This window comes from Streptomyces sp. NPDC059092, assembly GCF_042756365.1.
Lineage (GTDB): Bacteria > Actinomycetota > Actinomycetes > Streptomycetales > Streptomycetaceae > Streptomyces.
The window spans coordinates 52,181-66,005 of sequence record NZ_JBHZEJ010000014.1 but is presented as its reverse complement, the minus strand read 5'-3'; the positions used below and the strand labels follow the sequence as shown (position 1 = coordinate 66,005).

10 protein-coding genes and 1 pseudogene are annotated in these 13,825 nt (G+C 70.9%); 7 read left to right on the top strand and 4 right to left on the bottom strand.

Annotated features, from left to right (window positions below):
- Positions 1-158 precede the first annotated feature (158 nt).
- Positions 159-968: an aminoglycoside phosphotransferase gene (locus tag ACFXPL_RS11495; RefSeq protein ID WP_384916228.1), complete on the bottom strand. Its 810-nt coding sequence runs from the start codon at positions 966-968 to the stop codon at positions 159-161.
- A 473-nt stretch (positions 969-1,441) separates the two neighbouring features.
- Here ACFXPL_RS11495 and ACFXPL_RS11490 point away from each other — a divergent pair, with 473 nt between their 5' ends.
- Complete coding sequence (locus ACFXPL_RS11490; protein ID WP_384916226.1) at positions 1,442-1,816, top strand: peptidase inhibitor family I36 protein; 375 nt, start codon at positions 1,442-1,444, stop codon at positions 1,814-1,816.
- Between the two features lie 694 nt (positions 1,817-2,510).
- On the opposite strand, the gene ACFXPL_RS11485 is transcribed toward ACFXPL_RS11490, so the two are convergent.
- Entirely contained in the window at positions 2,511-3,320 is an 810-nt protein-coding gene (locus ACFXPL_RS11485) for an SDR family oxidoreductase (RefSeq protein WP_384916223.1), read from the bottom strand.
- 101 nt (positions 3,321-3,421) lie between these two features.
- On the opposite strand from ACFXPL_RS11485, the gene ACFXPL_RS11480 reads away from it, so the two are divergent.
- Positions 3,422-4,294: a helix-turn-helix transcriptional regulator gene (locus ACFXPL_RS11480; RefSeq protein WP_384916220.1), complete on the top strand. Its 873-nt coding sequence runs from the start codon at positions 3,422-3,424 to the stop codon at positions 4,292-4,294.
- Positions 4,295-4,548: 254 nt separating this feature from the next.
- Here ACFXPL_RS11480 and ACFXPL_RS11475 read toward each other — a convergent pair.
- Positions 4,549-4,860: pseudogene (locus tag ACFXPL_RS11475) on the bottom strand (ABC transporter ATP-binding protein); the annotation flags it as partial.
- Positions 4,861-5,189: 329 nt separating this feature from the next.
- On the opposite strand from ACFXPL_RS11475, the gene ACFXPL_RS11470 reads away from it, so the two are divergent.
- The 5 genes from ACFXPL_RS11470 to ACFXPL_RS11450 all read left to right on the top strand — a co-directional run bounded on the left by ACFXPL_RS11470 (position 5,190) and on the right by ACFXPL_RS11450 (position 10,401).
- Positions 5,190-7,901, top strand: coding sequence for an AAA family ATPase (locus tag ACFXPL_RS11470; protein WP_384916216.1), 2,712 nt, complete (start codon positions 5,190-5,192; stop codon positions 7,899-7,901).
- A 244-nt stretch (positions 7,902-8,145) separates the two neighbouring features.
- Positions 8,146-8,349 (top strand): hypothetical protein, encoded by a 204-nt coding sequence (locus tag ACFXPL_RS11465; protein ID WP_384916213.1) that lies wholly within the window; start codon positions 8,146-8,148, stop codon positions 8,347-8,349.
- A 265-nt stretch (positions 8,350-8,614) separates the two neighbouring features.
- Complete coding sequence (locus ACFXPL_RS11460; RefSeq protein ID WP_384916210.1) at positions 8,615-8,992, top strand: Dabb family protein; 378 nt, start codon at positions 8,615-8,617, stop codon at positions 8,990-8,992.
- Positions 8,993-9,248: 256 nt separating this feature from the next.
- Positions 9,249-9,716, top strand: a complete 468-nt coding sequence (locus tag ACFXPL_RS11455; protein ID WP_384916207.1) for a nuclear transport factor 2 family protein — start codon at positions 9,249-9,251, stop codon at positions 9,714-9,716.
- A 316-nt stretch (positions 9,717-10,032) separates the two neighbouring features.
- Positions 10,033-10,401: a hypothetical protein gene (locus ACFXPL_RS11450; RefSeq protein ID WP_384916204.1), complete on the top strand. Its 369-nt coding sequence runs from the start codon at positions 10,033-10,035 to the stop codon at positions 10,399-10,401.
- On the opposite strand, the gene ACFXPL_RS11445 is transcribed toward ACFXPL_RS11450, so the two are convergent.
- The gene (locus ACFXPL_RS11445; RefSeq protein ID WP_384916201.1) at positions 10,332-13,457 is read right to left on the bottom strand and encodes a discoidin domain-containing protein; all 3,126 of its coding nucleotides are present in this window, start codon (positions 13,455-13,457) and stop codon (positions 10,332-10,334) included. The genes ACFXPL_RS11450 and ACFXPL_RS11445 overlap by 70 nt on opposite strands.
- Between the last annotated feature and the right edge of the window lie 368 nt (positions 13,458-13,825).

Sequence of the window (13,825 nt, the reverse complement as noted above, 5' to 3'; positions counted from 1 at the left end):
GGCCTGCTCCGCCACAGCCAGGCCCTGCCCTGCGTACGGTCCTTCGCCCACCGCATCGGCGTCGTGCGCGTGGACGCCGCCACCCCCTTTCCTCTTCACCCGTCCTGGCCCGTACACCGTGCACCCCCACCACGGGCCCGGCCCGGCCAGGTCACCGGTCAGCGGGCCGCCCAGAAGTCCGCCCACGCACGGGCCGCTGTCACCGCGCCTTCCAGCCCGGCCGTCCCGTACTCCTTCCAGTCCTCCCACGACCGTGCCTCGGCCTCGGAGAGGACCCGCACACCGCGGCGGGGCGCGTGTGCGAACGCGGGAACGGTCGCTGCCCACCCGGCGGCCTGTTCCGGGGTCTGCCTGCCGTCCAGGACCAGCCGGAACCCCCACAGGACCGCATCGGCCCATGCCGGTCCTCGGGCTGCCCACGCCCAGTCGACCAGCCACGCCCGGCCCTCCCCGATCAGGAAGTTCGTCGCCGCCGGGTCCGCGTGCACAAGCGCGTCGCCCGTCAGGAGCGGTTCATCATCGGGGGCGCAGTAGGAGCCCCACCGGTCCCACACGGTCATCAGCCCGATGTCCGGGCACGGCCGGGTGCTCAACTCCCGCACCACGGCCGCCGCCGGTTCCAGGTGTCCGCTGCCGGCCGTGAAGTCGGCCCAGGGGGGCACGGTGAGCCCCTCGAACCCGAGGAGCGTCCACCCGCCCGCCGACTCCCGCCACAGCAGCTTCGGGGCGAAGGCGGGCAGGAACGGATTGATCTTCGCCTCGACCGCCAGCTCCCCGACCCGCTCATGGTCGGCGGGCAGCCCCTTGACGAAGACCTTCCCGCCGTCCCGGAGCGTGAACAGCGAGGCCAGCGCGGAAGAGTCCCCGGTGGCCATGTCGACCCTCGCACAGCCTTCCCCGATCCGGTCGGCCAGGGCCCGGCGTGTGGCTTCGGGGAGCTGCTCGTACGGGAGCCGGCTGACGCGCACGCTCTCTCAGCTCCCCGGCTTCGGCCGGGGAGGGTCCGGCGGAAAGGGCGGGTTCTTGTCCGGCCCCGGGCTGCTCGGCGGGCGCCCCGGCGGCGGGCCGCTCGGCGGACGGGCAGGAGGCCTCCGCGCTTCGACACTCATGAACGGGACCGTATCGGCCGCCCCTCGCCAAAAGGGCCCGAACTCGCAATCCCGAAGGTGACGGCCGCGTCGGCACCCAAGAGAGACGGTCTCAGTGCTGCGCGGCGAGCTCGTGAAGCCGGGCCGCTACCACCAGGCTCGTGCCCGGGGGACTGCGGATCACCCCGGGGGCGGACGGGCGTTGAGCGGGCGCGGACGAGCCTCGCGCGCCCCTCTTGCACCTCTGCCCATGCGTGCTGTCGTCCTGGCAGGCTGACGATCAATGAGTCGGCCGCCGGGATTCAGCTCGCGGCCAGGCTTCCCCCCACTACAACGGCAAAGGGAATTCTCAGATGAAACGCATCACCGCGTTCGCCGCCGCCACGATCCTCCTGACAGGCGCCCTCGGCATCAGCTCCACCGCGACAGCCGCCGGCAACGCCCCGTCCGCCGCTGCCTGGACGACCTGCGTACACGGGAAGTTCTGCATCTACAGCGGCTGGGACGGCGGCGGAAGCAGCTGTCAGTGGGTACCCGACCAGCCGAACACGGCCAGCGGCTGTCCCTTCATCCAGCGGGGCGCGGTGGTCAAATCAGTCGCGAACGAAACTGGCAAAACAATCAAATTCTACAAGAACACGAACTACAAGAACAAGATCGGCTCCTCCAAGGCCGGAACACGCGGCAATCTCCAGGGGAACTATTCGATCCGCTCCTTCAAGGTCTGACCCGCACACAGCTCCACCTCGCACGACGGCCCGCTGCTCCCATCCGGCGGGCCGTTCGCCGTTCCGGACGGCGCGTCAGGGTCAGGGTCAGGGTCAGGGTCAGGCGATGAGAGACCGGGCATCCACGCTCAGGGCGCAGGCGCGGCCCGCGCCCTGAGCGTCGACGGGGCCATGGACGATGTGTCACCCGGAAACGGGCCGATGACGGCGGCTGGCTGGAGTGGAGGTCCGGTCACGGTCCAGGTGGCCCAGTTGAAGGGGAGAACCGGCCCGCCCCCGGAGCTCGGCCCGCCCGCCTGTCCGACCGGTCCAACAGGAGAAGGAGGTCCACTTCTCGTGACGACACCCCCTCCCCCGCCGTCCCTGCTCGGTGTGTTCGCACATCCCGACGACGAATCCCTCCTCCTCGGCGGAACCCTCGGTGGAGCCCTCGCCGAGTACGCGGCCGACGGCGCACGGACCTCGGTGGAGCGGTGGCGGCGAGAAGGTCACCGAGCTTGGTGCAGCCGTAGGTGCGGGAGTCGAAGTCGGAGCGCTGCTCGGTGATGATGTGTCCGACGCTCGTCAGGGGCCCCAGCCGTCGTCATCGCGGCGCCGCCCATCGCCCCGCTCCGCCGCCCCGCCTGTCCGCGCGACCTCCAAATCGGGACGAGCGCCTACCGCCCCCACCGCGGTGGGCGCTCGCACACCGTTCTCAGCCGAGTTCGGTGGGAACTACTGTCAGCTCGGCGATGTTGACCCGGGCCGGCACCGCCACCGAGTACGTGATGGCGTCGGCCACGTCTTCCGCGGTGATGGTCGTGATGGCCGCGCGCATCTCGTCCAGCCCGGCCCGAGTGGCCTCGTGTCTCATGTCGGCGCCGAGGTCGGTGACGGCGAAGGCCGGGTCGACGGACCGCACCCGTACGCCGCGCGGCCCGAGAGAGGCGCGCAGGTTGCGGGTCAGCTGGGTGACCGCCGCCTTGGTCGCGCCGTAGACGGGGTAGTCGACGAAGATCACCTCCGCCGCGGTGGAGCCGAGGTTCACCAGGTCCGCGGCCCGTCCGGCTTCGGCCGCGTCGAGCAGGTCCACGATGAACGCCCGGCCTGTCGCCAGCAGACCTCGCAGGTTCACGTCGATCATCCGGTCCCACTCGGCCGTGTCCGCCTCGTCGAACGGCGCTCCGAGCATCACCCCCGCATTGGCGACGACCAGGTCGGGCCGGCCCAGGGTGGCGCGGATCGTCGACGCGGCGGCGGTCAACGCGGCGGGGTCGGTGACATCGACCGCGATCGGCAGGACTTCGGCGGAGTGTTCCTCCCGCAGCGTCGCGGCGAGGTCGTCCAGCAGCTTGGGTCGCCGGCCGAGCAGAGCCACCTTCGCTCCGGCAGCGGCAAAACGGTGTGCGGTCGCGGCGCCGATCCCGGCGCCGGCCCCGGTGATCACCGCGACCCGGCCGGCAAGCAGACCCGCGGGCACACCGGCAACGGGCAGGGAGAAGTTGTTTGAAGCGTTCTCTGTCATGAGGCCGATCATGTGCGGCGGGCCGGAGGTCAGCCAGGGCGGTCTTGTCCAGGGTGCGCCACACCCAGGCAGCCGATCGCGTGCGCGCCTATCGTTGCGGCATGGACAGTGGCAACCCACTGGGGGAGTTCCTCCGCGCCCGGCGAGAGATGACCAGCCCGTCCCAGGCCGGGCAGCCCTGGTCGGGCCGGCGCAGGACACCGGGCCTGCGCCGGGAGGAGGTCGCCCAGTCGTCCGGAGTCAGCACCGACTACTACGCCCGGCTGGAACAGGGACGAGAGAAGCACCCTTCCGCACAGGTGGTGCACGCCCTGGCCCGCGCCCTCGGACTGGGTCCTGAGGAAACGGCGCACCTGCACCAACTGGCACGAACCGCCCGTGGCCCCGTCCGGCGAGGTGGCGGTGCTCCCGTCGGGCCGAGGCTGCTGCGCTTGATGGACGGCTGGCTGCACACACCCGCGCTGGTCCTCGACCGACGGCTGGATGTGCTGGCCGGCAACCGCCTCGGAGTCGCCCTCTTCGCCGGAATGCTGGAACAGGGCGAGACCAACCTGGTCCGGTTCACCTTCCTGAACCCGGACGCCCGGGACTTCTATCCCGACTGGGAGCGGGTCGCCAGGTCCGGGCTCGCGGCCCTGCGCGTGGGCAGCGGCGACCTGATGAACGATCCCCGGCTCACCGAACTGGTCGGCGAACTGTCCCTGCGGAGCGCGGAGTTCCGCAGTCTGTGGGCTCGGCATGATGTTCGGGGCAAGTCTCATGAGGCCAAGTCCTTCAACCACCACCAGGTCGGCGAGCTGACCCTGACCTACGACTCGTTCACCGTCGACAGCGCGACGCACCAGCAGCTCATCGTGTACCAGGCCGAGCCCGGCAGCGCTTCCCAGCAGGCCCTCGCACTACTCGGCACGATGGCCGCCGACCTGCCCGCCCTGCCAACCGTGACACTCAGTGACCGTATTGAGGACCGTTGAGGTCACTGCTGGGGGTGCGGCATCGCCACGAGAAGCACAGAGAGGGGAGCGCCCGTTCGAGGGCGCACGGACAGGCCGGCCGAAGCCAGGAGGTGGCAGCTGCCGGCGGCCGCCGCGGGCGGCGACGATGAGCAGCGCGACGACCACATTGGTCAGAGGGCCGGGCCTCTCCTCGGGATCGCGCAGCGTGTGCCGCGGTTCGATGCCGCCGCGCTGGAGCCCGGCACGCCGGCCGTTCGTCGTGGGTGTCCCCTTCATGCGGCCTGTGTCTCCTCGTTCGCGTTCCCGTCCGTGCTGTCAGTCTGCCGGTGCACCGTGTGCGGGTAGGTGTCCTCCCGCGTCGGACGGCGGACTTCCAGGCCGGCGATCGGACCGTCCGCGTGCCGGTGGAGTTCCCGGACCAGCCGTGAAGGGTCCTCGGTGCGGTCGCGGCTGGACGTCCCGTCGCCGGCTGTCCAGCGGACCTCGGCCCGCCGGGCCAGTTCCGCGGGCGTGCCGCAGGCCCGGATCCGGCCGCCGGCCACCATGGCGATCCGGTCGGCGATCCGCCCGGCATCCACCAGGTCGCCGAAGCTCGGATGCTGCTGATGTCCGACGACTCGTCGGGGGCGATCGTGGCGACCGGCACCCTGAACTGCGTCCTGGGCGGCGCGGTGCTGGTCGAGGAGATCGGCACCGGCCTTCGCCAGACCGTGCTGGACCGGCTTGTCGGGCGGGGCTTGTTGCGCCGGCCACAAGCGCGCGAAGCGGCTGGAACAGGTGGGCTGGGGCGGGCTCTTGCCCGGCTTGCCCAACCCGGTCCGGTGTGCCTATGCCGTTCGACGCGGCGAGACGTTGGTTGCATTCCTGAGGGGGGCCTGTGTCCGGTAGGCGGCGAGCACTTACCGTTTGTGTCATGCGGACTTCTTTGCCCCTGACCGATCTGCTCGTTGGCAGACGCGAGTTACAGCGAGGCGTCGACGAGCTGACCGGCGCTGCGCTTACGGGACAGGGCGGTGCGCTGGTGCTGGAAGGCGAGGCGGGCATCGGCAAGAGTGCCCTGCTGGACCACGCCCTCGACGCGGCGCCCGGGTTCCGGGCGGTCCGGGCGTCCGGGTCGGAGTTCGAGCAGGAACTGCCGTACTCCGCGCTGCACCAACTGTGTGTGCCGATGCTGGAGCACCTCACCGAGCTGCCGGGCCGGCATCGTGACGCCCTGCAGGTGGCCTTCGGATTGGCCGAGGGCACACCCGACCCGTTTCTCATCGGTCTGGCGGCGCTGGGACTGCTGACGGCAGCGGCCAGGGAGCGGCCCCTGCTGTGCTTGATCGATGACGCACAGTGGGTTGATACCGCGTCCGCGAGGGCGATGGCCTTCCTGGCTCGCCGGGTCGCCGCCGACCCGATAGCGATGGTCTTCGCAGCGCGGTCGACGTGCACGGCGACCGGACTCGGCGAGCTGCCGAAGCTGGCCGTCCGCGGTCTGAGCGACGAGGACGCCAAGATTCTGCTGACGAGGCGAAGCCCGTTCCCCCTTGATGACCAGGTCCGGGAGCGTCTCGTCGCCGAGGCCCAGGGGAACCCGTTGGCGCTGCTGGAACTTCCCCGTGCAGGTGGCTTCGTCCCGCCTGACATGACCTCGGTGCCGACCCGGATCGAGCACGGCTTCCGAGCCAGGCTGGCCGGTCTGTCCGCCGAGGCCAGGCTTCTGCTGATCGTGGCGAGCGCCGACCCGACCGGCGACCCCGGCCTGCTCTGGCCGGCCGCGCGTCAACTGGACCTCGATGTGACACCGGCCGGTGCGGAGGCGGACGCGACGGGACTGGTCGAGTTCGGTACCCGCATCCGTTTCTGCCACCCGTTGGCACGTTCGGCGGTCTACCGAGCCGCCGACGCCGGACAACGCCGCGCGGCGCACGCGGCTCTGGCGGCCGTTACCGACCCGGTCATGGCGCCGGACCGCCGGGCCTGGCACCGCGCCCAAGCCAGCCCTGGCCCCGACGACGACATCGCCGACGAGTTGGAGCGCTGCGCGACGCGTGCCCAGGCACGCGGGGGCGTGGCAGCCGCGGCAGCCTTCCTTGAGCGCTCGGTGGCGCTGTCGCTGGATCCCGCACGCCGGATCGAACGAACTCTGCACGCCGCCAGGGCCGGCTTCGACGCGGGGTCGTCGGGCAAGGCGGCCAACCTGCTCGCGACCTTGGAGACCACCACGCTGGACGAGTTCCAGCACGCTGATGTCGACCTGTTGCAGGGCCGCATCGCCTTTACCCTGCAGGGCGACGGCTCCGGTCCGATGCTGATGGTGCGCGCCGCCCAACGGCTGGCGAGTCTGGATCCGGACCGGGCACGTGACTGTTTCCTCGATGCCGTCGAGATGAGCCTGTTTGTCGGCCGCGGCGGTGTCGTCATCGATCGGGTTCTCGCCGCAGCCCGGTCCACGGCTCCTGCACCGAGCTCGCCGGACGCCCTTGACGCCTTGACGGTGCTGGCCACTGACGGGTACGAAGCCGCCGTTCCGCTGCTTCGCCACGCCCTCTACGACATCGGCAACCCGTTCTGGACGCGGCGTCCGGCGCTCGCCACGATGATCGCCGTCGAGCTGTGGGACCTGGACACCCATGCCGCCATCGCCGCATGGCTGGTGAAGGCGGGCCGTGCTTCGGGCTCGCCGCTGCTGCTCAGACTCGGCCTCGCGCAGAAGACGGTCGACGCGACCATGATCGGTGACATCGGGCAGGCGATCGCCAACAGCGCGGAGGAGGCAGCGATCGCCGACGCAACCGGCGCGTCCCCGCTGCTCCATCACCGGCTGCATCTCGCCGCGCTGCGCGGCCGCCGCGAAGAGGTTCTCCACTTGTGCGAGGCAGCCACCGCGGCACCGGCCGCCGGAGGTCCGGGACAGGTCACGAACCTGCACTGGACAACAGCCATGCTCAACAACGGGCTGGCCGACTACCCGGCCGCGCTGGCCGCGGCTCGCAAGGCCGTCGAGCACGGTGATCTGTTCCTCACCGGGGCGGCCCTGCCGGAACTGGTCGAAGCCGCGGTCCGTTGTGACGACCACATCACCGCAGCGCGGGCAGTGGACTCCCTCACCGAGCGCACACAGGCCGGCGGAACTGTCGCCGGCCTGGGAGTCGCGGCCTACTCACGAGGACTTGTGACCGGCATCGAGGATCACTACCGGGAAGCCATCGACCTGCTCGCCGAGAGCCCGCTGCTCCCCTACCTGGCCCGGGCGCACCTCTTGTACGGCGAATGGCTGCGGCGCGAAGGCCGTCGGCGTGACTGCCGCGAGCACCTGCGCACCGCCCACGAGCTGCTGTCCAGGGCCGGGGCGGATGCCTTTGCCCGGCGGGCCGCCCGCGAGCTGCGCGCCACCGGCGAGAAGGTCCAGGCCCGGTCCGGGCAAAGGTACGAGAAGCTGACCATGCAGGAGATCGCCGTCGCCCACCTGGTGGCCTCGGGCGCCACCTCGAACGAGGTCGGCGTCCAGCTCTACATCAGCAAACGCACCGTTGACGCTCACCTGCGCAACATCTTCCGCAAGCTCGGCATCAACTCACGCAGGCAGCTCAAAGATCATCCCGACCTCGCTGTCCGGGACAGGCTCGACAGCCGGTGAGAGGGCTCCCTCAGCGTTCATGAGCGGGAACAGACCATCCCCGAACCCGGCCTGACTGCGCGGTCTCCTCGCGGTCCGGTTGATGTCGGCGCCCACGGACCAGGACGCGGGCGAGTCGGACATGGCCGTCGTGGATGTCCAGGGTCCGCGCCTTCGCCGGCGGGTGTGTGCCTATGCGCCGTCGCCGTCGGATAGGCAACTCATGCTGATGTGACGAGACACCAGGCCAGTTCATAGTCGGCTCATGACCTCGAAGGACACATGGTCGTCACCGTCGGAAGGTGTGGCCCTGGAAACAGCCCATGGCCTGGCCGACGCCGGCGATGCCATCACCGTCATCGGCCGAGATCCCCACCGGGGCCGGCAGGCGGGTGACGATCCGGCCGGCGAATTCGTCCAGGCCGGTCCGTCGGTGCTCAGCACCGTACGGCCGGTGGCCGCGCCATAGTCGAGCGCAGGCCGCTGGACCTCTTGGTCAACAGCACCGGCGGTATCCGGCCCGACCGCTGGGAGACCCGCCGACAGTCCGGGGGGGCCAGTGCGGACGTGTGGTCAGCAGCCCGGTGACGGCGACTTCGCGAAGCCGGTTCCTGCTGCCATCGGCCATGCGGCCGCACGCCGAGACGCTCGCCCCTTTCACGTGGTCCGGTGCGGCGCTCCTGCTCCGCACCGTGCCGGCGGCATCCGTTTCACGACCTACGAAGGGAAGCACGATGATTTACCACGGTATCCGTCTGAAGGCCAAGGCGGGCGTGACACAGGAACAGATCGAGGAGGCGCTGGAGAGCATGCGCAACCAGGGCCGGTTGATCCCGGCGGTGAAGTCGTTCGTCGTCGGCCGCGACTTCGGAGGGGATTTCGACTGTGGCGCCGTGTTCGTCATCGAGGACCTCGACAGCTACTGGGAGTATCTGACGCATCCGGCGCACGCGCACACCGACCGGATCGGTATGCCCCTGGTCGAGAAGTACGACTCGTACAACATCACCGACGATGACGACCCCGAGATGGGCACGAAGATCGCCGACCTGCACCGGCGACGGTACGAAAGCGACCCCGAGCTGGCCGCGCTGGTGAGCAAGCTGCCGTAGTACCGCAAAAACGACGAGCAACGCACGGACGGCTCCGCCGACCCCTGGAGTGATGGCGGGCGGGCGGCGGAGCATTCCACGGCCGTGAGAGCAAGTGTCGTTCTGGCCCGAGCTGCTGAACTCCCGCTCGGGGACCCGCCTTTCGGCCCCCAGGTATCCGAAAGCCGCAGGTGTTGTCGGATGTCGCGGCTGTCCCATGGATGGGTGGGTGTAACGGACCCTCCCTGGACCTCGTCCCCGGCCTTAGCGTCGAGTCATGAACGATGAACAGTTGATCGCTGACCTGCACAGCCGCTGGGTGTTCGGATGGGAGCGCGACGAAGGGGACGCGCCATTCGACTTCCGGCGGACTTTCGGCGAGTTCTATGACTTCAGCTCTCCGGACGTCCGGCTCTACGACGACTTCGACCGCGAGCAGCGTGTGGCGACGACAGCCGCCGGGTACGGCTCGATCTGGGAGCCCAACTTTCACAAGATGGTTGCCGCGCGTCATGCCGTCGACGACGGCCCGCACGTCATCGCTGGTCACGATCTGGCCGCGTCCACCCTGACATTCGTGGCACAGATCACCATGCCCGACATCACCACGGACATTCGTACCACGACCTCGCTGGTCTGGCGTCGAACGCCGGACGGCTGGCGGATCGTCCGCGAACACAACTCGACCAAGGTTCTGCCCGCGGGAGACCTCGACAGCATGCTGTCGGCGCACGAGTCTTCCTGACCCCGCGCGCCGGCCCGGGCTCAGGAAAGATCTCGGCCCGGTCGACATTGGTGCCGTTCACAACTGCTCGGGACCGTAAACGGTTCGGTGCGAGTCCTGATCCGACGGAGCCTGGCGACCGCTCGTTCGACATCAGCGCACCACCCGCTCGACAGCACGGTGCCGCCAAGGTGAGCCGGCGGCCCGGGCAGTCTCCCGCGCCGCCCGGCGCTGGAGCCGACCGGCACGAAGAGGTTGACCGTTGAGTGGAGACAGACGTCCGCGGACTTCGCGGACCGCGGTGACGCGACCGCGGTTACGGCGGTGGATCAGCGTCGTGACCGCCGTCCCGAGCGCGGTGGCGGCCCTGCTGGTCGTTCCGTTGACCGCTGCGCCGGCGCGGGCCGTGACCGGGGACGGCAGTTCGCCGTTCGCCTCGTACAACATGGACGGCACCAACAACGGCGCCCGGTGGACCTCGGAAGTGGCGCCGATGGCAAGACGGAACTCCCTGCTGGCGCTGCCGGAGGCCGCCCCCCTGGCACACCCGAGTACGACACCCCGCAGCTTCTCGCCGCCCGGGCGAGCAGGATACGGCCAACGACTGTCCCCGCACGGCCCGGCGGGCGCCGAGCGTCAGCGCACCGTCAGGCGCCGCAGGCGTGACACCGCCGCAGGTGCCCCGTCGACCTCGATACTGACGTAGCGGGCCGTCCCGGAGACGGTCAGCCGGCGTAGGCCGCCCCGCCCGGTGAGGGGCCCGGCGTTCCGGTAGGTGATGCCGTCCGTGCTGAGGCCGGCCTTCGCGCCCGGCGCCGTGCCGGCCGTCCACTCGGTCTCCACCAGGCGGACCGGAAGCGGCGCGCCGAGGTCCACCACCATGCGACCGCGTGTGCCCGGCTTCCACTCCGTGTGGGCGTCGCCGTCCACCGCCGCCGAGGGGTCGGACATGCCCTCCGGCAGAGGGCTCGTGGGGAAGACGGTCCTGCCGAGGGCCAGGTCGTCGTGCGGGTGGGCGGTCGCGCCGTCCAGGACGACGGTGATCGTCCGGTCCGCTGTGACGACAGCGGCCCTTCCGCGTCCCTGGGCCTCGACGCGCAGGGCGCAAGAGGCCCCGGACAGGCGTACGGTCGCACCGTCGACGACCTGGACCCGCAGGCCCGGTGGCAGTCGCCTGCCCGTGAGGGGGGTGAGCGTGAAGCGCGGGGCCAGCACGATCGCCGAGGCGGCGGGCAGCACGGCCTCGAAAGTGGTGCCGTCGGCGGTCAGCTTCTGCGTGCCCTCGAAGACCACCGTGTCCGCGCCGGTGCGCGGGATCGCGATCCTCGTCGTGACGGACTCGCCGGAGAGGTTGAACAGGGTCAGGTGCCCGTCCGTCAGCGTCGTGCGAACCTCGGTGGCCTCCGCCGAGGGTGCGGGGCGCCGGGCTGTCGTGCGCAGCTTCCCGGCCGACGTGCCGGGGAAGCCCTCGACGAGGAGAGGTGCCGCCGGGCCGTCACCGAGGACGATCCTGTCGTCGTAGACGCCGATCGGGTTCCGGCCGTCGCGCACCACGAGCCCCGCGCGCCCCTCGACGTCGAGCCAGCCGCCGCGGCTGCTCACCGCCGGCCTCGGCCCGGTCACGAGGTCCTTCCAGTCCCGGCCGTCCATGGAACCCTGGACGCGGTAGGCGCGGCCGGCCGCCGACTCCCAGCGCAGGGTGACGTGGCCGATCCGGCGCTCGACGCCGAGGTCGACGGCCAGCCAGCTGTCGGCGCGCGGTCTGTCGGCCCTCGACACCGCCCAGCGTGTGGTCGCGTCGCCGTCCACCGCGAGGGGCGCGCCCTTCCCCGCGTCGGCCGACGAGGCGGTGGCGGACCCGCCGCGCGCGAGGTCCTCGCCCTGGGGGCTGTCGCGTACCTCGAAGGTGTACAGGGAGTACCCGTAGGACGGGTCCGGCCGCACTCCGAGCATGCGGACGTGGCGCACCGTCGTGGCCGTGAACCCGAGTTCGTCGACCCGCCCCGCGGGTGTGTCGGTGGAGATGTCGCGGGCGCGGACGGTCGCCTCGCCCTCCTCGAAGTGATAGGTGCGCGCGCCGTCGATGCCCGGCATGCCGGGCATCGTGAGGTTGTGCACGTCGAGGCGGCCCTCCGCGTCGGCGGTGCCGCTGCTCGCGTAGACGACGGCGCCCGTCGGCAGCGTCGCGAAGCCGGCCCAGCCGCCGTCCAGACGCAGCAGGGTCGCGCTGGCGTCGAAGCCGTCGCGCAGAGACTCGTACACGCGCACGGTACGGCCCTGGACCTTCGCACCGGTGGCGGGCAGGAACATCGGGGTCGCGCCGCTGAGCCGGAACAGCCAGTCGTCGTGTCCCGGCTGCCAGGCGAACTTCACGAACCCCGGTTTGGTCACCGCACCGGCCCACGCGGCGCGCGACTGGTGCGACACCAGCCCGGGGCCGCTCCCGAAGTCCGTGACGCCGGAGGCCCGTGCGAACAGTTCCTCGCGCGACAGTGCCGTCACGGGCCGGCCTGAGGCCGCCGCCCACACGTGCAGCAGGTAGCTGATGGCGATCTCGGCGCGTGCCTCGGGCTCGTACTTCGGCTCCCCCGAGAACTTCACCATCCGGTGCGCGGGCGGGTACTGCTGGTAGGCCTCCAGCCGCGACGCCAACTCCTGCTCCGCGCGCGCCGCGGCCCGGTCGCGCATCACCTGGGAGAGGAAGGCGAGCGGGATGACGTCTCTGCCGTAGAGGTGCTCGCGGTCGTTGACCATCGGCATCAGCGGCTCGCCCGCGTCGCTCATGATGCCCAGCAGCGTGCGCCACAGCGGCTGGGCGTTCGGCTGCCGCACGAGGACCTGCGGCAGGGGGCGTCCTGCCGCGAGGAAGTGTGCGGAGTTACGGCCGGAGGTGCGCCACAGTTCCGCCTGGTAGTGCGGGCCGAAGGAGCCGTGGTTCTCGACGATGAAGGTGTCGTACAGATTGCGGGCGGTGTTCTCGGAGACGGCGACGCCGTCGACGCGGGCCGGGTTGGCGAAGTCGGCGGGCGGCAGCCCCGCCTCGTTGCGCGACCAGGTGCCGTACCACGTGGCCCAGTCGGCGGCGCGGTGGTCGTCGTGGGCCCAGGCGAGTGCCGGTGCGAGGGTCTGCGCGTACAGGCCCATCTCCTCCAGCTTGGTGTCGCCGATGTGTCCTCCGAGCAGGCCGTTCGGCGTCCAGTTGCCCGAGGCGGGGTCGTCGCCGCTGCCCAACGACACGGAATAGGCGGCCTGTTCGCGGACGATGGTGTCGATGTTCGTCCGGGTCGTGGTGTCGAGGTCCTGCCACAGGAGCCGGGCGGCGAGGACGAAGTACGACTGGAACGTGGTGTCGAAGAACAGCGTGCGGCCCCACTCGTCGCCGCCCGTGAGCCGGCTGGACGCGGCGAAGTGGCGGATCGTGGCGAGTGTGCGCCGCTTGAGGGTCTCCGGGTCCGTTCCCGCGCGCGCCGCGTCGTAGGTGCCGTGGGTGAGCAGGACCGCGTTGCCGAGGACCACGGCGAACCCGAAGTCCTTGGCCCTGTAGTGGCCCTGGGTCTCGTCCCACTGCGTCTCGGACCACCGGGTGTGGTCCAGGAGCACACGCAGGTAGGTGGCCGCGACGGCGTCGGGGGGCGTGTCCGTGCGGCCTTCCGCCGCCTGGGAGCTCGCGGTTCCGCTGAGCGGAGGCAGGGCGGCAAGCGCACCCGTGAGACCGGCGAGGCTCAGGAAGCGGCGGCGGTCGAGGGGCAGGGGATGCGACACGGAGCGAAACCTCGGAGGATGGACAACGTTGTCAAAAGCTTGTCGCACATTCTTCGGCGGTCACGGTACGCGCGTCAACGGGTGTGACGTCGGCAATTCACAGGACGGCGTCGGCACGGTGACCGGAACGTGCTTGCCGTGATCGTGTTCGTGGCCACGCCCGGCCGGCGGTGCGCCTGTGCGGGGTTCGGCTCTTACGGACCTGGTGTGATCGTGCAGCGGATATTCCGGCCGGCCGAGCTGTCGACGTGGGCCGGCCCCGGGGCCACCTCGCCTTCGCCCGACCGGGCCTGGTGCGAACGGAGCGGCCGCGCCCCGTGTGCGTCGCCCGGCGCGGGGACCGAGGGCTTGGTGCCGGGAAGCGGGGG

What these genes read in the sequence shown, in the direction of transcription:
- ACFXPL_RS11455 (WP_384916207.1), top strand. Translation starts at nt 9,249, where the DNA reads ATGAACGATGAACAGTTGATCGCTGACCTGCACAGCCGCTGGGTGTTC.
- ACFXPL_RS11460 (WP_384916210.1), top strand. Translation starts at nt 8,615, where the DNA reads ATGATTTACCACGGTATCCGTCTGAAGGCCAAGGCGGGCGTGACACAG.
- ACFXPL_RS11485 (WP_384916223.1), bottom strand. Translation starts at nt 3,320, where the DNA reads ATGACAGAGAACGCTTCAAACAACTTCTCCCTGCCCGTTGCCGGTGTG.
- ACFXPL_RS11465 (WP_384916213.1), top strand. Translation starts at nt 8,146, where the DNA reads ATGACCTCGAAGGACACATGGTCGTCACCGTCGGAAGGTGTGGCCCTG.
- ACFXPL_RS11490 (WP_384916226.1), top strand. Translation starts at nt 1,442, where the DNA reads ATGAAACGCATCACCGCGTTCGCCGCCGCCACGATCCTCCTGACAGGC.
- ACFXPL_RS11470 (WP_384916216.1), top strand. Translation starts at nt 5,190, where the DNA reads ATGCGGACTTCTTTGCCCCTGACCGATCTGCTCGTTGGCAGACGCGAG.
- ACFXPL_RS11480 (WP_384916220.1), top strand. Translation starts at nt 3,422, where the DNA reads ATGGACAGTGGCAACCCACTGGGGGAGTTCCTCCGCGCCCGGCGAGAG.